The 21,388-nt window shown below is 56.0% G+C and carries 18 protein-coding genes; 7 read left to right on the forward strand and 11 right to left on the reverse strand.

What is annotated here, in order from left to right; genetic code table 11:
• Positions 1-636 carry a response regulator gene (locus tag EJ361_RS24860; protein ID WP_205687110.1) on the forward strand — a complete coding sequence of 212 codons (636 nt, stop codon included), beginning with the start codon at positions 1-3 and terminating at the stop codon, positions 634-636.
• On the opposite strand, the gene EJ361_RS24865 is transcribed toward EJ361_RS24860, so the two are convergent.
• On the reverse strand, positions 628-1,782 hold the full coding sequence (locus EJ361_RS24865) for an AGE family epimerase/isomerase (protein ID WP_164714418.1): 1,155 nt from the start codon (positions 1,780-1,782) through the stop codon (positions 628-630). The two genes, EJ361_RS24860 and EJ361_RS24865, sit on opposite strands and share 9 nt — an antisense overlap.
• Before the next feature lie 12 nt (positions 1,783-1,794).
• Positions 1,795-2,328, reverse strand: a complete 534-nt coding sequence (locus EJ361_RS24870) for a hypothetical protein (RefSeq protein ID WP_126249287.1) — start codon at positions 2,326-2,328, stop codon at positions 1,795-1,797.
• Between the two features lie 344 nt (positions 2,329-2,672).
• On the opposite strand from EJ361_RS24870, the gene EJ361_RS24875 reads away from it, so the two are divergent.
• From EJ361_RS24875 to EJ361_RS24890, 4 genes are all read left to right on the forward strand, one after another.
• A complete protein-coding gene (locus EJ361_RS24875; protein ID WP_126249288.1) occupies positions 2,673-4,259 on the forward strand; it encodes an FMN-binding glutamate synthase family protein in 1,587 nt (528 codons plus the stop codon).
• Positions 4,260-4,465: 206 nt separating this feature from the next.
• Positions 4,466-4,987, forward strand: a complete 522-nt coding sequence (locus tag EJ361_RS24880; protein ID WP_126249289.1) for a class I SAM-dependent methyltransferase — start codon at positions 4,466-4,468, stop codon at positions 4,985-4,987.
• A 26-nt stretch (positions 4,988-5,013) separates the two neighbouring features.
• Complete coding sequence (locus tag EJ361_RS24885; RefSeq protein WP_126249303.1) at positions 5,014-6,258, forward strand: DEAD/DEAH box helicase; 1,245 nt, start codon at positions 5,014-5,016, stop codon at positions 6,256-6,258.
• A gap of 35 nt (positions 6,259-6,293) precedes the next feature.
• A complete protein-coding gene (locus EJ361_RS24890; protein ID WP_126249290.1) occupies positions 6,294-7,088 on the forward strand; it encodes a 3-keto-disaccharide hydrolase in 795 nt (264 codons plus the stop codon).
• Positions 7,089-7,102: 14 nt separating this feature from the next.
• Here EJ361_RS24890 and EJ361_RS24895 read toward each other — a convergent pair whose 3' ends face one another.
• The 4 genes from EJ361_RS24895 to EJ361_RS24910 form a co-directional block, all read right to left on the reverse strand.
• Complete coding sequence (locus tag EJ361_RS24895; protein WP_126249291.1) at positions 7,103-8,107, reverse strand: ABC transporter permease; 1,005 nt, start codon at positions 8,105-8,107, stop codon at positions 7,103-7,105.
• A gap of 1 nt (position 8,108) precedes the next feature.
• Positions 8,109-9,065: an ABC transporter ATP-binding protein gene (locus EJ361_RS24900; RefSeq protein WP_126249292.1), complete on the reverse strand. Its 957-nt coding sequence runs from the start codon at positions 9,063-9,065 to the stop codon at positions 8,109-8,111.
• 5 nt (positions 9,066-9,070) lie between these two features.
• Positions 9,071-9,856: a COG1470 family protein gene (locus EJ361_RS24905; RefSeq protein ID WP_240646735.1), complete on the reverse strand. Its 786-nt coding sequence runs from the start codon at positions 9,854-9,856 to the stop codon at positions 9,071-9,073.
• Positions 9,857-10,440: 584 nt separating this feature from the next.
• A complete protein-coding gene (locus EJ361_RS24910) occupies positions 10,441-10,998 on the reverse strand; it encodes a 5' nucleotidase, NT5C type (RefSeq protein ID WP_126249294.1) in 558 nt (185 codons plus the stop codon).
• A 95-nt stretch (positions 10,999-11,093) separates the two neighbouring features.
• On the opposite strand from EJ361_RS24910, the gene EJ361_RS24915 reads away from it, so the two are divergent.
• Entirely contained in the window at positions 11,094-11,840 is a 747-nt protein-coding gene (locus tag EJ361_RS24915) for a DeoR/GlpR family DNA-binding transcription regulator (RefSeq protein WP_126249295.1), read from the forward strand.
• On the opposite strand, the gene EJ361_RS24920 is transcribed toward EJ361_RS24915, so the two are convergent.
• From EJ361_RS24920 to EJ361_RS24940, 5 genes are all read right to left on the reverse strand, one after another.
• Complete coding sequence (locus tag EJ361_RS24920; protein WP_126249296.1) at positions 11,827-12,789, reverse strand: YihY/virulence factor BrkB family protein; 963 nt, start codon at positions 12,787-12,789, stop codon at positions 11,827-11,829. The two genes, EJ361_RS24915 and EJ361_RS24920, sit on opposite strands and share 14 nt — an antisense overlap.
• A 108-nt stretch (positions 12,790-12,897) precedes the next feature.
• Entirely contained in the window at positions 12,898-14,577 is a 1,680-nt protein-coding gene (locus EJ361_RS24925) for a SusD/RagB family nutrient-binding outer membrane lipoprotein (protein ID WP_126249297.1), read from the reverse strand.
• Positions 14,578-14,601: 24 nt separating this feature from the next.
• On the reverse strand, positions 14,602-18,315 hold the full coding sequence (locus EJ361_RS24930) for a SusC/RagA family TonB-linked outer membrane protein (protein WP_205687111.1): 3,714 nt from the start codon (positions 18,313-18,315) through the stop codon (positions 14,602-14,604).
• Between the two features lie 66 nt (positions 18,316-18,381).
• Entirely contained in the window at positions 18,382-19,419 is a 1,038-nt protein-coding gene (locus EJ361_RS24935; RefSeq protein ID WP_126249298.1) for a FecR family protein, read from the reverse strand.
• 121 nt (positions 19,420-19,540) lie between these two features.
• Positions 19,541-20,128, reverse strand: a complete 588-nt coding sequence (locus EJ361_RS24940) for an RNA polymerase sigma factor (RefSeq protein ID WP_126249299.1) — start codon at positions 20,126-20,128, stop codon at positions 19,541-19,543.
• 105 nt (positions 20,129-20,233) lie between these two features.
• On the opposite strand from EJ361_RS24940, the gene EJ361_RS24945 reads away from it, so the two are divergent.
• Positions 20,234-21,235: an NADP-dependent oxidoreductase gene (locus tag EJ361_RS24945; RefSeq protein ID WP_126249300.1), complete on the forward strand. Its 1,002-nt coding sequence runs from the start codon at positions 20,234-20,236 to the stop codon at positions 21,233-21,235.
• Positions 21,236-21,388 lie beyond the last annotated feature (153 nt).

Consider the following 21,388-nt stretch of genomic DNA (forward strand, 5'->3'; position numbering starts at 1 on the left):
ATGTCCGAACTGAGACTTCTTATAGCCGACGACCATCAGCTCCTCATCGACGGGATGCTGTCGCTGCTCCGCGAAGCGGGCGGTTACACCCTGCTGGAGCCCGTTAACGATGGGCGCGCACTGCTCGAAAAACTAGCGGCGATGCCGGTAGACGTCATCCTCCTCGACCTCAACATGCCGCACCTCGACGGCATCCGCGCCCTCGAAAAAATCAGGCGGCTCTATCCCAGGGTGCGCATCCTCGTGCTGACCAACTATAACCAGCCGCAGCTCGTGGCCGAAGTGCGCAGGCTGGGCGCCAACGGATACCTGCTCAAAAGCGCATCTGCCAGCGAATTGCAGCAGGTGATCCGGCACATCGCCGACGGCGGCGAGTGGTTCGCGGAGGTCGATGCGGAAGAAGAACCGCTCCCATCCTACTTCCTGGACGAGTTCATGAAAAAATACCATCTGACCAAAAGGGAAGTTGAAATCATCCGGATGGTGGGCAGCGAGTTAACGAGCAAGGAAATCGGTTCCCGGCTGTCTATCAGCGAATTCACCGTGAACACCCACCGCAAGAATATCATGCGCAAGCTGGAAGTCCGCAACATCGCGGGCATCCTCAATTTCGCCAGAACGCACGGCTTATTGTAACATCCGCACGATTTCCATACAGGCGCGACTGTTATGACAGGGCCCTTTCGAAAAGCCGGCCTTTTCTTCCGGGATGGGCGTGTTGTCGCGGTTAACGCCCCAACGCCATTCGCCGAGCTCGCGGTCGAGGATGTAATTTTCGATGAACTGCCAGGTGTCTCCGGCCTGTGTGAGATATTTTTCGTTCCCGCTTACCTGCCAGGCGTTTACGAGCCCTACCATTGCTTCGGCCTGCGGCCACCAGCGTTTCTCTTCCACGATGTGTTTCGTTTCCAGATCGGCCTTGTACCACATGCCACCGTCGGTATCCATGCCTTCGAGCGCGGCGTCCGTGAGTTGCAGGGCGGCCTCGCGGGTGCGCCGGATGAGGGATTCATCGCCCAGGGATTCGGCTGCGCGCTGGAGTTGCCAGGCAGCCTGGATGTCTTTCCCGTAGGAAACGAGGTTGCCTTCGGACTTCCATTCCGCGTCGAAATACAGGTGAAGGTGATGCGTGACGGGGTCGATGATCTTGTCGAGGAAAAGCTGGAGAAGATCGTTCAGGTGGTGGCGGAGGGTATCGTCCTGCCAAACTGCGAAGAGCGCCGTGAAGCCTTCGAGGATGTGCAGTTGGTCGTATACCGACTTGATATCCGGTTTTTCCGGCTGCCAGTCGCGCGTGCAGGCGCCGGTGTAGCCGCCGCGGACGGGGTCGTGCGCATACAGTTGCAGCAGGCTGTAAATGCCTTTGGCGAGGTTGAGGTTTTCGGTGGACGGGCGCAGTTGTTGCCAGGTGGCAAGCGCGTACAGGGCCACTCCCATGGCGTGGGGTTCCTTTTTGGGGTCCTGGCAGCGGCCGGCGTAATCGGTGTCCCACACTACGCCGCCGAATTCAGGGTCTATGCAATACTGCCGGAACCAGCTGTGGGCGCGCTCCGCCGCGGTGAGCCATTCTGCCCGCCCGGTTTGCAGGGCGCCTGCGGAAAAGCTTTGCAGGATGCGCGCCATGGGCACGGAGCCTTTGATGGCGAAGGGGTCTGGCTTACCGTCGGCCGACATCTTCCCATAAAATCCACCGAAGCGGTGGTCCGTCATTTCCCGGTCCCAAAATCCAAGGATGTTGTCTCTTTCCCGTTCGAGTGATTGCCTGAGGGTTGTTTGCATCATTTCCATAGCTGATTAATGACCGGGCGGTTGCAGCCTGGTGGCGGCGAGCCTGCGCCCCGTTTCCAGCTCGCGGATGAAGGGCAGCCCGTTTTGCAGGTAGAGCCGCTCGCTTTGGTCCAGATAGTTGTCGAGCTGAAAGAACATCGCCGCGCGGTTGGCGCCCAGCACCTTGATCATGCGGCGATAGTAGCGGGTTTGCAGGTCCACGAATTCGCGGTCGTTTTTAAGGATGTTTTTAGTGAGATTGTGTAACAGGGGCTCGTCGAGCAGCTCATACTTTTCATTGTAGTCACGCAACAAAACGCCGCGCATCTGCGCGATGGGCATTTTTTCTTCCGCATAGGCGTAGAAGGTTTCGAGGAAAGCGGGCTGTTCGCCGCGGCCCACGCGTAGCATTTCGGTAAATACCGCTTCGCGGGTGCGGCCGAAGAGGCGGAGTACCACGTCTTCGGTGAGCGGAACGTTGGCCGAGGCCGTGTCCTGCCCGAAAAGGGAAGCACTGCTGAGGAGTGCGCCCAAAAGTGTCGTCAACATCAAATTGCTCATACCACAGTTTTTAAGCACCGGAACGGCCGGCGCCATTTTACCAAATGGGGATTCCTGACAGGGGCGATGATGGAGAGGTAAAAATTCATCCATACGCAAAATGTTGAAGACAACGGCGGGCTACATCAATACAACAACGGAAAGGGCTGTGTTGTTGTAAACCGGTGTGGAACGAAGGAAAAGATAACTTCTAACTTTACCGTGCTTTTTTGGACAAAAGTCAAGGAAAAGGAAGAAAGAATGAATTGTGTTTCGAAAAGCTTGCAATAAAGGAGAATTCCTCCAAAACATGCGCCAATACTAAATTTCACTATTTTTGCAGTTGTTTTAAAAAGCACCAAAATATGCGGAAAGGATTTATTATCAGCGCGGTCATCGCACTCGCCGGCACCTTCCTCCTGGGCTGGTTCGCCAGCCCCTGGTGGTACGTGGCCACGGCGGCCCTGGCCGGTTTGACAGTGATGGGAATCAACGACATGATCCAGACGAGGCACTCCATTATGCGCACCTACCCTGTCTTCGGTCGGATGCGTTACTGGATGGAAACACTCCGCCCCAAAATGTACCAGTATTTCGTGGAGTCCGACATCGATGGCCGGCCCATCAACCGGATCGACCGTTCCACCATTTACCAGCGCGCCAAACAGGAAATGGACACCATGCCTTTCGGTACGCAGCTCGATGTGTATGAAGAAGGTTATGAATGGATGAGCCACTCCATCGCCCCGAAAGATTTTCATAAACTGACCCATAACCCGCGTGTGACGATCGGGAACAAAGACTGCAAACAGCCTTACAACGCCAGCATCTTCAACGTGTCGGCCATGAGCTTCGGTTCGCTGAGCAGCAACGCCATCGAGGCGCTCAATGCAGGTGCGAAGATCGGCGGCTTCGCCCACAACACGGGCGAGGGCGGCATCAGCCCATATCACCTCAAACACGAAGGCGATATCATCTGGCAGATCGGTACGGGTTATTTCGGCTGCCGCGACGATGAAGGGAAATTCTCCGACGAAGTGTTCCGGCAAAACGCCCTGAAGCCCCAGATCAAAATGATCGAACTGAAGCTGAGCCAGGGCGCCAAGCCCGGCCACGGCGGCATCCTCCCGGCGAAAAAGAACACCCCGGAGATCGCGGCCATCCGCCACGTGAAACCCGGCACCACCATTTATTCTCCCCCCTTCCACACGGCGTTCAATAGCCCGAAAGAACTCGTGCTGTTCATTCACCGCATGCGCGAGCTCTCCGGCGGCAAACCCACCGGCTTCAAATTGTGCATCGGCCGGAAAAGTGAATTCATCGGCATCTGTAAAGCCATGATCGAGCTGGACATTTACCCCGACTTCATTACCGTAGACGGCGGCGAAGGCGGTACCGGCGCGGCTCCCCAGGAATTCAGCAACCACGTGGGCGCGCCCCTGCTCGACGGGCTCGCGTTCGTACACAACATGCTCAACGGGTTCAATATCCGCCAGCATATCAAGGTCATCGCTTCCGGCAAGATACTTTCCGGCTGGCACCTCGTACGCGCCGTAGCCCTCGGGGCAGATGCCTGCAACAGCGCCCGCGCCATGATGATGGCCCTCGGTTGCATCCAGGCGCTGCAATGCAATTCCAACAAATGCCCGACCGGCGTGGCCACACAAGATCCCGCCCTGTCTGTAGGGCTCGTGGTGTCCGACAAAAAGCAACGCGTCGCCAATTACCATGAAGATACCCTCAAGACATTTGTGGAGCTGATCGGCGCCGCCGGGATCGACGATTATAAAAAACTCACCCGCTCCCATATCTACCGCCGCGTGTTCATGAACGAAGTGCGCACCTTCGAAGATATCTTCCCCAGCCTGGAACCCAACTGCATGCGCGAAAACCGCATCCCGGAAAAATATAAACAGGACTACGAACAGGCGTTCGCAGACCGATGGGCGTAAACAGTCCGTTTACACCCCTCTAAAAGGCCGCTCCAACTCCCCGGGTCGGCCTTTTGATTTTCACCCCTTCCCACCATTCCCGCATCCATACTCAGCAACCCGCCCGGTGGATTTTTCGTATATTCATTGAGTATCAACCCAATCACACTGCAGCGCACATTATGTAATATTTTAATATATTTATATTCCAACATTCGCATACCAGCATGAAAGTGAACGACCGATTTATTTGGGCAGTTGAAATGCTCCATATCGACCCAGATGACCATATCCTGGAAATCGGCTGCGGTCATGGCATCGCCGTGTCTTTGATCGCTCCCCGGCTGAAAACCGGTTCCATTACGGCGGTAGACAGTTCCCGCGCCATGATCGACAGGGCCCAGCGGAAAAACGAAGGGCTGGACGCCGATTTTATCCATCAATCTTTCGGTGAAACGGCGTTGGGCGGCCAGCGGTACGACAAGATTTTCGCCTTTAACGTGAACATTTTCCTGCACGACGCGGAGAAGGAATTATCGCTGATCCGCCGGTACCTGGCGCCTTTGGGCGCGCTGTACGTTTTCCACCAGCCGCCACCGGCTTCGGGGATGGAAGTGGTGCAGGGTTTTGCGGACCGGATCACGGACCAACTGGAAAGGGGCGGGTACATGGTGCGCGACGTGCTGTTCAAGAAACTGGCCCCCTCTCCCTGCGTATGCGTCATCTCACAGCCTTCGCCAACACCCTGAGGGAATTTGCCTACCTTTGTGGCCGCATGAAATTCGAACAATACCGCATCTCCGAAGAGCTGAAGCGCAGCCTGGAAGACCTGGGCTTCAAAAAGCCGACTGATATTCAATATAAAGCCATCCCGTCTATCCTGAAGGGAGACGATGTGCTGGCCATCGCCCAGACCGGCACGGGTAAAACGGCGGCATTCGCCATTCCCGTGATCCAGCTCATGCAGCAGCGCCACCGCTCGGAGCGTACCCGCGGCGAAGTGAAGTGCCTCGTGATGGTGCCCACCCGCGAACTCGCCATCCAGATCGCAGACGTATTCAAGCAACTCGGGAAATATACGCCGGTGGACATCCTCGGCGTTGTTGGCGGGGTAGACATGGAAGCGCAGGTCAAAAAACTGAAAAAGGGTGTGGACATCCTCATCGCTACGCCGGGCCGGATGTTCGACCTCCGCGCGCAGGGGCACCTCGATCTTTCGCACGTCCAGATGCTGATCCTCGACGAGGCCGACCATATGCTCGACCTCGGTTTCATCCGCGATATCCGCGACGTTATCAAACACATCCCCCGCAATCACCAGACGTTGTTCTTTTCCGCTACGATCGACGAGCATATCAAGGACCTCGCCTACTCCGTGGTCCGCAATCCCATCCGTATCCAGATCTCGCCCGAAGATCCCGTGTCCAAAAACGTGAGCCATGCCGTAGCCTGGGTGGATATGGACGATAAACGCTTTTTCCTCGAACGCCTCGTGCGCGAGTTCCCCGAAAACAAAATCCTCGTGTTCGTACGCACCAAAGTGCGCGCCGAACGCGTTGTGGCAGCCATGGAGCGCGTCGGCATCAAAAGTCTCGCCATGCACGGCGGCAAGGAGCAGGACGACCGCCTGTCTGTCATGGCCGAATTCCGGAAAGGCGACGTCAAACTGCTTATTACTACCGACGTGAACGCCCGCGGGATCGATATTCCCAACGTAGATTACGTCGTGAATTACGACCTGCCGGAAGACCCCGAAAGCTACGTGCACCGCATCGGCCGTACGGGCCGCGGCGTCCAGAAAGGCCAGGCCATCAGCTTCTGCAGCAAGGAAGAAAAACCCCTGCTCGACGCCATCCAGGAATATATCGGCAAACCGGTCAGGGAAATGACCATTTCCAAATCGGACTACGACGCTACCATCAAATTTTCCGAAGAAGTACCCAACGAAAACGTGGAATTGTTGATCCAGCAACACGAAGCCGAGATGAAAGCCGCAAAAAGGAAAAAGAAAAAGAAGTAATTGCTTATTTTGGAAGCCGATCTACTCTTTACATTATGAAAAAACTCTGGATCGGCCTCCTGGCCTGCATCACGCTTACCGCTTCCTCCCCCGCGACCGCGCCCGGCGACGGCGAATGGATATCGCTGTTCAACGGCAAGAACCTGAAAAACTGGATCGTCAAAATCCACCACCACCCTGTCGGCAAGAATTACGGGAATACTTTCCGGGTGAAAGACGGCATCATCCAGGTGCGGTACGACCAGTACGGCGGGAATTTCAACGAGCAATACGGCCACCTGTATTATAAAACGCCGTTTTCCCATTACCACCTGCAGCTGGAATACCGCTTCCGCGATCCCTGGGAAAAAACGGCGCCTTCCTACACCATCCTTAACAGCGGATTGATGTTCCATTCGCAGGACCCGCGTACCATGCCCGTGGAGCAGGACTGGCCCATTTCGGTGGAAATGCAGTTCCTGGCGGGATTGGGAGACGGGCAGCCGCGGCCTACGGGCAATATGTGCTCGCCGGGCACCAACATCGTGTATGAAGGCAAATTCGACACGCGGCATTGCATCGATTCCAAATCCAAAACTTACGGGAAAGATGAATGGGTGAAGGCGGAACTGATCGTGTACGGCGATTCCCTCATCCAGCACGTCATCAACGGCGATACGGTGTTACAATACAGCAAGCCCTCCATCGGCGGCGGCGTGGCCAACCGGTACGATCCCAAACAGAAGATCGACGGGAAGGCCCTCACTTCAGGGTTCGTTGCCCTCCAAAGCGAAGGCCAGCCGATCGATTTCCGGAATATCCGGATCAAAAAACTACCGGGGAACAAATAGCGGGGCCGCCGGGATCAGCTCCTGATCTCCTTTCTCATGAACAGATAATAGGACAGGGCAAAACATGCCGTGGTGGCGGCGATCAGGCCAGTCACCTGCGGCCAGACGATCATCAGGCTTTCCCGGAACGAAAGCGGCGCCGGAATGGCACCGGCCATTTGCTCCATCGTCAGCGGCCCGAGGCTTCTTATCGAAGGCATCAGCAAAGTGGTAGCCGCATCGCTGTACATCTGGCTGGGCGCCACGCGCAACAGCGAAAGAAACAGATTATTGAAAGAAATGACGCCCGCTTCCGAGAGCCCTCGCGGATCAGGCACGAGCGCGCCCATGACCATGTTCACGACAATCTGGTAAAAAACGGTAAAAAACAGCCAGATACCGATCGCCGTGAGCGCGGATGTGGCCGCATGCCGGAAGATCACCGAAAGGCAGATCGACAGGCAAAGCCAAAAACCGACGTACACGATATTAAGGATAACGAAAGCCAGCATGCGGAGCAACTCCGTCCCTTCCGGCCGTACTCCGGTCAGTAACATCCCGCCGCCGGTAATCAGCAACACGAGGGTCAGAAAGAGGACGCCAACCACGAGCAGTGCCGCGTAAAACTTCGCCAGCAACAGGTTGTCCCGGAACACCGGCTGCGCGATCAGCCGGGCGAGCGTACCGTTGTTGCGCTCGGCGTTCACGGCGTCGAACCCCAGCGAAATTCCCAGCAACGGGCCCAGGAAGCTCATGAGCACATGAAATGCCGGTAAAGTATTGTCTGTAGCCGTCAGCAGTTTGAGATACACGAAAGCATGGTCCGGGTCGTTGACGTTGGTTACCGCCTGCCGGATATTCTCCAGCGAAATGTACAATGCCCCCACAAAAGTGAGCAGGATCAGCGCCAACATGATGTAAAACCGCCAGCTGCGGACGAAATCCCCGACTTCCTTTCTTACGATCACCTGGAAAGGCGAAGCATGCTCTTTCAGCCGCCCTGGCGTTGAAAAAAGTGGCCAGGCGAAAACATTTCCCATTTTATACCTGTTTTTTATGATTTTCGAAAAACCGCGCGTAGATATCATCCAATCCATACGCTTTCCTGTGAACGCCGGTGATGCCGATCCCCATTTCCACCATCAACCGTACGATCGCCGGAGTTATTTCGGAACCGCAGGTGACGCCGATCGAATTTTCCCCGATCGTTACATCCCGGACTCCGGTCAGCTCCCGCAGCGCCGTTTCTACGGAAGGCCAGCCGGAAAGCGGCTCCTGGACGGTTACGGTAACCAGCAGCGGCTCCTGTCCGAACAATTTGCCCGAAATGGACGAAATGTCGCCCTCCATCAACAATTTCCCTTCTACAAAAATGCCGACGCGGTCGCAAATCTGTTGCATGTGGTGCAGGTGGTGGGACGATAACAGTACCGTTAGCCCCTGCTGCCGGCTAAGCCGGCGTACCAGGCCGAGGAATTCCTGGATGCCGCTGGGATCGATGCCGAGCGTGGGCTCATCGAGGATCATGACTTCGGGCTCGCGGATGAGAATGTCTGCCAGTCCCAAACGCTGCTTCATCCCGCGGGAATACGCACCCGTTTTTTTGTGCATCGCGTCAGACAGCCCGACCAGCTGCATCGTACGGTGCGCCCTTTCGATGATCTCCTGCTCCGGTATTCCGTTCAGCCGGCCGATGAACTGCAGGTTTTCCAGCGCGGTCATGTTATCGTAAAAACCTACGCTGTCGGGCATATATCCCACTTTGCGCTTCACGGCGATAGGGTTGCGCGTGGCATCGATGCCGCAAACCATTGCCCGGCCGCCCGTAGGCTCGGACAATCCCAGCATCATCAGGATCGTGGTGGTTTTACCCGCACCGTTCGGGCCGATCAGCCCGAATATCTCCCCCTTGCCGATCGAAAGCGAAAGGTCGTCTACCGCCTTCACCCGGCCGTACCGTTTCGTCAATCCTTCCAGTTCAATAACAGGATGTTCCATACTGTTTATCTTCTTCCATATTTACGAATGAGGTAATACACGATTCCCAGCGATAGCAGGATCACGAGGATTCCCAGCCAGCCAGACAGCAGCGAGGTTTTGACCGTCATACGGAAAGTGGCGGTGGAGTTGGCGGCATCGTTCCTCGCTGTGAAATTGGTCACGTAATCGCCGGCAATGGTTTTGTCCGGCACATTGAGTATGGCGGTCAGGGTTTTGGTCTGCCCCGGTTCCAGCCTTTCGATCTTCGACGGCTCGAACGTGGCGCTCCAGTTTACGGGCGCCTGGGCGGAAAGCTCCACCCCTTCCAGCGGCAGCGAACCGGTATTTTTCACCGTCATTTCGATCCGTTTTTTCGACCCTTCGGTGATATCGTCGCTCAGGCGGCCTGTCGGGGTCGATAGTTCCAGGCCATAGTTCCCTTTCACCACGGCTTCCAGTTCGAGCCGGAGCGTATCGTTTTCACCAACTGCCATGACAGGCACCTTGTATTTACCGGGTTGGGTGGCTGGAGCGGCCGTCAGCTCCACTGAAATTTCCTGCGTCAGTCCCGAATCAAGCCGCAGGCCCGCCACCTGGCTGCCGTCTACACGGAATATGCTCGTCCAGCCGGCTGGCGCCATTGCACCGAGCGCATAGATTTCCGTTCTGCCGCTGCCATTTTTCAGCGATGCGCTATACCGGAACGGCTCTTTCGTGGAGGATTCCAGGTTCATCAGGCGGACGGTGAACGTGGATTTCCCTTTCGGTTTGCCAGCCTGTCCATAAGCAGTTGTCGAAAACGAGGCCATTAAAAATGAAAAACCAAGCAGGGCCATGCAACGGGCCCGCAGAAAACGAAGTTGCACTGACATAGATAAAAGACTATTAAAATGATGGTTGTGATGAGACAATAATACAGCCGCCCGCTGCCCTGGAAGCAGGAACGGTACCGGCATGCCGGTCTGCAGGCGGGGCCGGCGTCAGGTCAGCTTACCTGCCGGCGGAGAAAAACTGTTGGTAAAAAAAGGCGTGCAAGCCCGGAGTGGCGGAGATAGGTAAAATAACAGGCTGGCCTTTTGTGAAATGGCGGTTGCAGGTGCGTCGTGTAGTTCGTGTTGTCGGAAATCGCTGGTCTTTAATTCTTTTGTCATACTAAATGAAATTGAATGGATCAGAAACAAGTTCAAGTAGAAATCTGTCTTACCTGGAAGGAGGTGCCTTACCACGCCCGGCTTCCAGGATTAAAAAATTTTGACAATGCAGAAAATTAAAAATTGAAATGTTATAAGAAAGTTAAAACGCTTTTTTTTCAACCGGCCGCCCGCAAAAAAATAGCCGGCAATGATTTGCCGGCTCCACTTCCTTACCCTTTTCGGGTATATGTCCATTCTATTTAAGCGAGTTGTTGGGCTTTGGGCGCACGTTCCGCAGCGAAGAACTTCGCCACTTCGTCCCAGGTATCGTAGCGCTTGTAGTCCTGGTAATTGACGTTGTGGGGAGCGGTGAACAGGAGGCGCTCGCCATCGAAGTAGCGGAGGTTTTTATCGTAATCGTCGATCATGTAATCGGCTTGTACGATGGTTTTAAGACCGCAGAACACGACGTTTTTCCAGCTGATGAAGGGGAAATGTTCCTTCAGCCAGTCGATCTTCTCCACGAGCGACTGCGGGAATTCCACCGCCGCCGAAACGATGAACACTTCAAAATGATCCATCAGTTCCAGGATCACGCGCTGGCTGCCTTCCATCACGGGCGCCGTGCGGAAAAAACCGGGGGTATGGAGAAAATGATGCACAATCCCTTCTTGCGGGAAGCCCGTCGTTTCCGGCACCCCGTGCAGTTGCTCCTTGGTCACCCGCTCGCCCGTGCGCTCGAAGTACCAGTCGCAATAATGCTGGTTCAGGTCAGCCATTACTCCATCCATGTCGATTGCGATACGTTTCTTTGCCATATTCTGCTATTTGATGCAAAATTATGCAACTTTAATCAAATTAAAAATCCAATTATTGCTATATATCGCATAAATTCGCATAAAACCGCAGGAATATGTTGAAAGAAGAAAGGCTGGATTACATCCTGAAAAAGCTCAATGCCGACCGGAAAGTGCTGCAAACGGAGCTGAGCACGGATTTACAGGTGTCGGAAGATACGGTCCGCCGCGACCTGGAGTCCCTGGCGCAAAGCGGGCTGCTCATCAAGGTACGTGGCGGCGCTATTCCCCATTCCCCCAACCCTTATTCTTTCAAGGAACGTACGCTTTTTCATACAGACGATAAGCTGCTCATGGCCCAAAAAGCCCTGAACCTCCTGCACAACGGGCAAACGGTGATCCTCGACGGCGGCACGTCTACCCTTTCGCTCGTCAAGATCTTCCCGCCGGAACTGCAATTGACGGTCATCACCAACAGCGTCCCCATCGCGGCGCAACTGATCGAGCATCCTAAAACGCAGGTCATTTTAACCGGAGGGCGGGTCAATAAAAATGCACAAACCGCCGGCGGACAGGAAACCATGCGCATGCTGCGCCGTGTCCGGGCCGACCTTTGTTTCCTCGGCGTTTGCAGCCTCCACCCCATCCTCGGCGTAACAGGCATGAACATGGAAGAGGCCGAAGTAAAAACCACGATGGTAGAGTGCGCCAGCCACGTGGTAGCACTGGCTACCGGCGATAAAATGGGCACGGCGGAACCCTATAAAGTTTGCAATATCACCGACCTGGATACCATTATTACCGATAATCCCGAACTGGAATTCCTGGAAGCTTACCGGGAGCAGGGCATCAAGGTGGTGTGATGGTTTCCGTACCTTTCTTTTCGATCATCTGGCCTTTGGTTTCCATTTCCACCTGTTCCACCCACACCGCATAATCGTTCGGGTAGATCCGTTCGCCTTTCTTTTGCACGTATTGCCGGGTGAATTCCGCGCCGAAATACAGGATCGCGGAGGAATAGTACACCCAAATCAACAGGATCACCAGCGAACCCGCGGCCCCATAGGTAGTCCCGATCTTGCTCGAGCCCAGGTACAGCCCGATCCCGCTTTTCCCGATCATAAACAACAGTGCGGTCACCATCGCGCCGACCCAAACATGCCGCCATTTCACCTTCGCATCCGGCAAAACCTTGAAAATAACCGCAAAAAGCGCGGAAATTACGATGAAAGTGAATAGTAGGTTGACAATGTACACGGCCACAACCGTTACGTCGGGGAAAAGCGTGGTGAGCCGGTCCATCAGCACCTCGATGAGGCCATGCAGCACGAGCGATACCACCAGTACAAATCCCAGGCTGGCCACAAGCGAGAAGGAAAGCAACCGTGTGAGGAGGATTTTCAACAGTCCCCGGCCCTTCCGCGGCTTGGTCTTTAACCGCCAGATGAGGTTGATCGAGTCCTGGATTTCCGTGAAAACACCCGTGGCGCCTATGATCAGCGTAGCAAAACCGATGATGGTAGACCAGCCGACGTCGGGCGAAAGATAGGAATTGGCCACCACGTCCTGTATCTGCGAAGCCGCCGAGGCGCCCACCAGGTCGCGCAACTGCCCGTAGAGATTGCCTTCCAGCGCCTCCCGTCCCAGGAAAATATCACTGAAAAACAGGATGATGATCAACATCGGGGCAATGGAAAAGACGGTGGAATACGCGAGCGAGGCGCTCAGTTTCAATACCTTGTCTTCCATAAAATCGCTACCCGAACATTTGAGCAGCTCCCAGCCGTAGCGGATGATGAAGGGTTTTTCCATACTGCCCATAACACAAAAAGAAGGCCACGGGTTAAAAAAAGGCCGTCCCCCGGAAGAGGGACGGCTGTCTCTGGAATTGAGTATATATCAACAATAAACAAGGCGGTATTAATTCCCCTGTCCGAAGGCAGGACTGTTCTTATCGAACCATAGGCGTTGAGCCGCCAGGGTGGTAGCGGTTCTGTCGTTGGGCGTAAAGCCCTGTTCCTGCTGCGCTTTCAGCCAATTTTCGTTATTCGTGCCGAGGGCGGGCTCATCCAGCGCATAGCGGCGCGGAATAGGCTCGTTCCAGGCATTGCGGGGGTAAAAGGCCGAGTTGTTTTTCGGGTACCCCGTGCGGCGGCAGAACGTGAACGCTTCGTTGGCGAGGCGGTAGAAATTGAGGTACTCCTGGATGTAAATCCGTTCGAGATCGTTCACCCCGTTGAATTTCACGTTGGGATGATTGAGATACGCGGCCACCTGCGCGTTCCCGTCGCCCGAAAGCCCCGTAGTGCTTTCTGCGGCTGCCGCAATGGCGTTCATGGTGCGGAGCGACGATTCCACGCCGCGCTTGTACCAGTCTTCAGCAGAACCTTTCGTATCAAATCCTGTTCCATGGCCTTTCTGGATGAGTTCGGCGATATAGAAACAGGTTTCGGCGCGGGTCACCATATAATCGAGCATACGGCCTGTGGTATTGCTCCCGTATCGCGGCGCGAAGAACTTCTTGTTGATGAAACCGATGAGCCGCCACTTGTTATTGCCGCCGGCATCGAACGTGGATTTGTACCAGGTGGCTTTCACGGGATCGGTGGTCCAGTCTGCGGGACCGCCCTGCCAGCGCACCATCGGGTCGTTCACGTTAATAAATGCGGGCAATGTTTTGCCGTATTTGGTCAGCGTGTCTTTGAAATCCCCTACCAGGTCGTTCGGCGTGAAATAAATGGGCAAACGCGGATCGTTGGTAGATTTGAGGAAGTTGATGATAGACGAGGTGCCGAAGCGCGGGCTGCGGTAATCGATATCGTTGCCGATGGGGTTCCAGGTGGGGCGGTCGTATTTGAACTGCGACTCGTCCGTATCGATGGGCCCTGCGGCGCTGGTCATCACTTCGCGGAACACGCGTTTGGTGACGTTGACGTCGGCCTTTTCGTACCGCACGGCGATACGGAGCTTCAGCGTGTTGGCAAGCTTGGCCCAGTGCAGCCAGTTGTTGGCGTAGTACAGGTCAGACTGCCCGAACCCGATCTGGTTGCCGCCGGGCTGGCCGAGGGAGTCGATGGCGAGGGAAAGCTCCCGGAGCCAGGTGTCGTACAACGCTTTCTGATTATCATATTCCGGGCGAAGCTCACCGGTATAGCGGGCCTGCATGGCCTGGGTATACGGCAGGGAGCCGTTCATGTCCGTCGTTTTCAGCGCCTGGAGGATGCCCAGCACGTAAGTGGCCGCGCGGATGTTGCGGTAGCGGTCCCGGTCGGGCAGGCCGCTGCTGTACCGGCGGATTTCCACGAGGTTGGGCAGCACGTTGTTATACAGCACGCGATAGCGGCTGTTGACGTTGTTGGACAGTTCATATGGGTCTGTGGTAAGGTGCTGGGTGAAGCGCAGCAGCTGCTCCAGGTTTTCCCACACCCATTCCGCGCCCTGGTAATTTTCCACGCTCTCGCAGGAATAGGCGAAGAGCGCGGCCATGTCGGGCGTGGTCACAACGCTGGGATCGGTGTTGATATCCGCGAAATCCTTCTTGCAGGAAGCGGAAAAAAGCGCGGCGGCCGATATGATGGAAAGGATCGTTAACTTTTTCATGTGTTTCGTTTGAAGGGTGAACAACTAGAATCCGGCGCGGATGGTGAACACGAAATTCCTGGTCATGGGCGGCACAAAGCCTTCTTCCTTGTTCACGCTCGTTCTGTTGGAGTTGTTGGCCGCCGGGTTGAAATTGTTCGGAAGCGTATTGTACAGGTAACCGAGATCGCGGCCGATGATGCTCACCTGCAGGTTGTTCAGGCGCAGCCGTTCGGCGAAGCTTGCGGGCAGCGTGTAATTCAGCGCGATCTGCCGCAGCGCGATCCAGGAGTTTTCCACGACCCAGTAATCGCCCACCGCGGTGGAGAACGAACCGTAACGGTAGCTGTATTGCGGAAGGTGCGTGGGTTCTACGTACCCTTTTTCATACGCTTCGCGGAACGTCATCCCGGAAACATCCACCTGTGTGCCGTTGGGCTGCTCGATCGTCTGGCCATTGTCGAACACCCCGTCGGGGATGATGCCGTCGTCGTACGTGCCCAGGTCGTTGGGATATTTGCTCGTCCAGGAAATACCGCCATGTTCCGCGTCGCGGCCCTGCAGTGAGGATTTGAAGATACCGGTGTGGGTGCCGTAGCGCATGGAGTGCATCACCATATCGCCGCCGATCTTGGCGTCGAACAGCACGTTCAGGGAGAAATTCCTGTAACGGAACGTATTGTCGAAGCTGGAACGGAAATCGGGGTTGATGTCTCCCACGTCCATCCATTCATTGCTCCGTTGCGGGAATGCCGCGCGGGCGTCTGAGCGCCATGCCAGCACCGTTTTCCCGTTATTCGGGTGCGCGATGGGCTTGCCGTTGGCGTCGTAGGCCTGGTAGCTTTTGGAATGGATCCGGGTACGGATCACACCGTAGGCGCCCCCCACTTTCGCGTAAGGGATCTGGTCGTTGGAACCGAGCCCTTCTTCATCGAGCGCATAATATTCGCGGTCGCCATACAGTTCGATGATCTTGTTGCGGTTCCGGGTGAAGGTGAGCGTCGTATTCCAGTTGAAGTTTTTCGTTTGCACGGGCGTAGCATTCAAGGAGATTTCGATCCCTTTGTTCTGAATGTTGCCGGCATTGATGAGCTGGCTGTTCACGCCGGATTCGGCCGCTGCGGGGATGAGGATACCCTGGTTGAAGGTATTGTCTTTGTAGACTGTCAAATCCACGCCCAGCCTGTCTTTCATGAACCGTACATCGACCCCTGCCTCCAGCGCGCGCTTGCGGCGGGGCTTGAGGCTTTTGTCGACCATATACGATTGCCCCTGCGAATTGAGGATGTACGCGAGCATGGGGATGTTGTTGCCGTTCGCCTGTGAGAAACCTCTCAGCTGGAAGCCGGGGTTGAGGACGAAGGGGTCCATATCGCCGCCGAGCCATGCCACGTTGCCCCGCAGTTTCCCGAACGATATGAATTCGGGCAGTTTGAACGTTTCGGAGAAAATCCACGAAAGGCTCACCGCCGGATAGTTGTAAAAGTTGAAGCCGGTACCGTCGCTATACGTGAGGGCCGACGACCAGTCGCCGCGCCAGGTGGTCTGCAGGTACAGTTGTTCCTTCCAGGCGAGGTCGGCGCTGGCATAGATGGAATTGATGGTTTTACGCGTGCGCACGCCGCCCGTCGAAATCTGCGGTTTCTTCGAGTTGGCGAGGAAATAGTTGCCGGGGAAGATGAGGCCCCCGTCTGTTTCGCTGAGGGAGTACACGTTGTTGTAGCGTTGTGTTTCGCCGCCCACGTAACCGTTCAGGGAAAGGTCTTTGGTGAGCTGTTTGGTGACAACGCCCATCCATTTCATGAACCAGGCGCGTTTCTGTGTAAGGCCGAGGCCGTATTTGCCGCCGCTGGTATTGTCTTCTCCCTTGAAATCGAATCCCTGCCCCAGTTCTTTCGATTCGTTCTTGATGCTGATATTGCTGAAGTTCCCTTCCAGCTGCAATCTCAACCAGTTTGTTATGGTGGCGTTGATCGCGAGGCGGCCGCGGAACATCTGTTCGTCCTGCAGGTAATTGTTCTCGAAAATCCGGAACCAGTAATCGGCGCCGGGCACGAAATTCGTTTCGTTGGGATCGTATACTTTAGGCACCCCGCCGAGCGCACTGGTGTATTTGCTGCGCTGCATCCAGTATTTGGTGTCGTAGTTGCGGGGGAAGATCCAGATGAAGTTATTGAGCCCCAGCTGCGGCGGGTTCTCGGCCTGGATGTTGGTGTAATCGGCACCGGCGTCGAGGCTGATGAAGCTGGTCAGGTTATGGGTGGCGCGCAGGGTGAAGGCGTTTTTATTCATCTTGTTGCGGAAGTTGATGCCTTCGGCCTGGTTGCGGGAATAGGAAACCCGGAACGAGGATTTGTCGGTAGCCCCGTCGAGCGCCACGTTGGTGAGGTAGCCCACACCGGTCTGGAATGCGTCGAGGTAATTATTGGGAACGGCTTTGTATTCCGTCCAGGTACCGTCGTAGTTACGGACGCGCTGGTTGGCGAATTTTGGCCCCCAGTTCTCCAGTTCCCGGTTTTTCTGCGGGTCGATGTAAGGTTCGTTCGCATTGTTGGTGGGGAACACTTTCGTTTGCCAGTTGGTGCCGTTGGGATAGCCGGGGTCGCGGGTATCGGTGAAGAAAGCGCCCACGGTGCCGCCGCCGTATTCATTCTGGAAGTCCGGTCCGCGGTAAGGGTCCTGGATGTTGAGGGATTGGCTGACGGACACGCCCCATCCTTTCTTCGTCCGCCCTTTCTTGGTGGTGATGAGCACCACGCCGTTGATGGCGCGGGTGCCGTAGAGCGCTGCGGCAGCGGAGCCTTTCAGCACGGAAACGCTTTCGAACTCTTCCATGTTGAGGTTCTTGAGATCGTTCCCGAAATCGCGCCCTTTCCCGTCGAACGCGTCGTTTTCCACGATCACGCCGTCTACCACGAAAATGGGCTGGTTATTGAGGCTCAGGGTGGAGTTGCCGCGCAGCAGGATGCGCGAGTTGCCGAAAAGGCCGCCCGAGCCCTGGTCGATATTGATGCCGGGGGCTTTGCCCTGCAGGGCGTTGATGGGGTTCACTTCGTTGGTTTGCGCCAGGTCTGCGCCTTTCACTTCGGAAACGGAATACCCCAGCGCGCGTTTCTCTTTCCGCTGGCCGAGGGCCGTTACGACTACTTCCGACAGTTCGCGTTTGGATTCCTGGAGCACTACGTCGTAATTCCCCGCCGGTCCTACGACAATTTCCTGTGCGGCGAATCCGATGGCGGTAAACACGAGCACGGCGCCTTCTTCGGCGTCGATCTCGAAAAACCCGTCGGCATTCGTTACCGCGCCTTTGGAAGTACCTTTCACGGTAACCGTTACGCCGGGAACGCTGGTGCCGTCGGCCGCCTTCACGCGGCCCGTCACTTTCTTGAAAAGCGCGTCGCGGGAGATGACCACTTTCACCCCGTCTTTCTGGATAATGATCTGGTTGCCTACAACTTCGTAACTGACGTTATAGGGCTGCAGGAGCGATTGCAGCACGTCGCCGAGGCGCGTGTCGCTCACGGAGAGGCTCACGATGCTGGTGAGCGGAATGGTCCGGGTAGCATAGGCGAACTTGACGGAAGCCGCCTCTTCGATCTTGCCGAGCACATTTTTCAGTTCCTTGTTGGCTACGGTAAGGGAAATTTTTTTGTCGAGTACGCCTTGTGCGCCGGCGACCGCTGCCATGGCGGAAGTCACGAAAATGCACAGCAAGGTCTTCAACAGCGCTACCCGCATCATGAAACGGATGGTGTTCATACGCTTGATTTTTGGTTGACAGTAAATGTGGAATCGTTTGATCAGGGTACGGTGGAGCGGGAGCGATCAGCAGCCAGGACCAGTAATCCGTACTTCATTGTTCACTATTTCGTATGTAGCGCCCAGCACTTTGCAGAGCACGTCCAGTTTATCGTAAAAAGTGCCTTCTTCGAGAGACACGGTAATCCTGCATTTTTCGAACAGCCGCCTGTCGTAACGGATATTGACGGCATAAGTTCCGGACAGCTCGTCTATCACCACCGGGGCCGGAGTTTCGTCGAATCGGAACCGTGGCGTTGGCGGAACGGGATTTTCGAGGATGGTTTTATTGATAACAACCGACTTGGCCATCGTGTTGCGTCCGGCGTCATAAACCGCCTGTTCGTTGGGCAGCAAAATCCAGGCGCTATTGTCTCCCGCATGTGAAACGGACACTTTTCCCGAGCGCACGGCCACCGTGATGCTGCGTCCCCCGCTGATCCGGAAGCTGGTACCCAGTACGCGGGTCACCACTTTGCCGGCGAACACGGTGAAGGGCCGCTTCGGGTCGGGGGATACTTCGAAGAAAGCCGATCCTTCCAGCCGCACGTTCCGGGCATCCGGGCCCGGCAGGCTTTGGAAATGCACCTTCGCGCCGGGGCTCAGCGTAATCCGCGAACCGTCTACCATTAATACGGTTTTCAGTCCCGCCCCGTTATTGGCCGCCGAAATTTCCCCATTTCCTCCCTTTACAACGGCGGGCGCTTCCATGGCCATATTCCCGTCTCCTCCGGGCCGCCCGTTCATCCACCACCATCCCGCGCCGGCCAGCAGCAAAACTACCGCAGCGGCCGCAGCGTAAGGCATCCAGCGGAATTTCGGGCGGAGGGCGCCCTGCATCTTTTCCCATATTTCCCCGGCCAGCATATCGGCCGGTATGTCGGATTCCGCGGCATGAACGGCCAATACGGCGCTTCGGCAGCGATCTACCAGGACGCGGCGCTCCGCATCCACCCCTATCCAGGCTTCCCAACGCGCGTCCCCTTCCGCCGAAGGGCGTAAAGTCCATTGCACGAAGTCGTCGTTTCGCAGTAAAATTTCCAGGTCGGATGGGTGGTTAGACATATGCTGAGTGTGCTCGTTCCTAAATAGGTGACCCAACCCGCTCCGCGATACTCACCTGGAGGCGTTTTTTTTTGATTTTTTTTTCGGTGGGAGGAAAATTGCAGGGCTGCGGCCGTAATTATCAGCCTGCGCGATAAATGACGATGAGCGCCAGCGCACCGGGCCCGAGCATTTCGCGGAGCTGCGACACGGCCCTGTGGAGAAGGTTGGCGGCGGATTGATAATTGACGGACATGACGCTGGCGGCTTCTTCGGTACTCAGCCCCTGGTAAAACCGCAGGTTGATCATTTCCTGCTGGCGCTTCGGCAAGCGATCGATAGCCCGGCGGATGAGCTGGCGGCGGATGATTTCGCTTTCGTGCTCGAGGATGATGGATTCCGGGTTGGTAGTGTCTGCCTGTTCGGGGAGCGAATCGGCGTACAGCAGGCGCACGGCCGCTTTCCGCATGAGTTTGTAGCGGAGGGCTTTCAACAGGTAGCCCCTCACCGAACCGGGCGACTGCAGGTTCGCGCGGGAGCGCCAAATTTCAACGAAAAGGTCCTGGATCACATCGCGCACCAACCCCTCGTCGCCGCTCACCCTGATCCCGTAAACGATCAATGGCGGGGCGTGTTCATCATACAACTGCGCAAACGCATCCCTGTCCCCTTTCCGGAAAGCCTCCCAGCCCGGGTCCGGTGCGGGAGGCGTGTTATCTTGTAGCGACATGCTGATACGGCGGCTTTCGTGCAGACAAGGTATGCATTATTCGTAAAAAATCCGATTTCGCCCGTCAACCGGCAACCAAACCCCGCGCGCAAGGGTTATTACAACATGAAACAGGTAAAACAGATCACGTTCGCCGCACGGCCCACCGGGCTGCCCGACGCTTCCATTTTCCGGATAGACGAGGTGCCTTTGCCCGACGCGAAGGAAGGCGAGCTCCAGCTGAAAGGCATGTTCTATTCCGTGGACCCTTACATGCGCGGACGGATGAACGATGCGGAATCCTACGTACCCCCGTTCCAGGTGAACAACGCGCTGGAAGGCGGCGTGGTGGCGGAAGTGACCGTTTCCCGCGATCCCCGGTTCCAGCCGGGAGACGTGGTGCTCGGCCCTTATCTCCCCTGGCGCACGGAAATGACCGTTCCCGCATCCGCCGTTCAAAAAGTCGACGCCAACATCGCGCCGCCCAGTTATTACCTCGGTGTGCTGGGGATGACGGGCCTAACGGCTTACATCGGACTGATGGACATCGGCAAGCCCAAAGCCGGCGAAACCGTTGTGGTATCCGGTGCTGCCGGGGCGGTCGGTTCCGTAGTGGGGCAAATCGCGAAGCATTTGGGTTGCAGGGCGGTGGGGATCGCCGGGTCGGAAGAAAAAGTGAAACTGCTGACGGATTACTTCGGATTCGATGCCGCCATTAATTACAACGAGCCGGGGCTGGACGACCGCCTGTCTACCCTTTGCCCCAATGGCGTGGATATTTACTTCGACAATGTGGGCGGCGAAGTGTCTGACGCGGTGATGAGACAGCTGAATTTCTTCGCGCGGGTGCCGCTTTGCGGGCAGATCTCCTACTATAACGCCACGGAAGCGCCGACCGGCCCCCGCTGGCAGGGGCTCATGGTGACGCGGAGCATCCTCATGCAGGGGTTCATCATCCGCAATTACGCATCCCGATTCCGGGAAGGGATCGAGTTTTTGGCGCCGCTCGTGAAGGCAGGCAAAATCAAGTCGGAGGAAACCGTGGCGGAAGGGTTCGAGAAACTCCCGGAAGCCCTGCTTGGCCTGTTTTCCGGCAAAAACAAAGGAAAAATGATCGTAAAAGCCTGATGGTCCGGGCATTAAAAAAAAGCCGTCCCGGTATGTGTAATGCCCCCCAAAAGTTGGACACTTTAGGGGGGCATTTTTATGGACAAACGCATTAAATACAGTATTCGTCAAAAAGAGTTAACAGTTGTTTCGATAGAAAAGGGGAAGGAGTCC

Origin of the sequence: Chitinophaga rhizosphaerae (genome assembly GCF_003958645.1) — a bacterium.
GTDB classification, from domain to species: Bacteria; Bacteroidota; Bacteroidia; order Chitinophagales; family Chitinophagaceae; genus Chitinophaga; species Chitinophaga rhizosphaerae.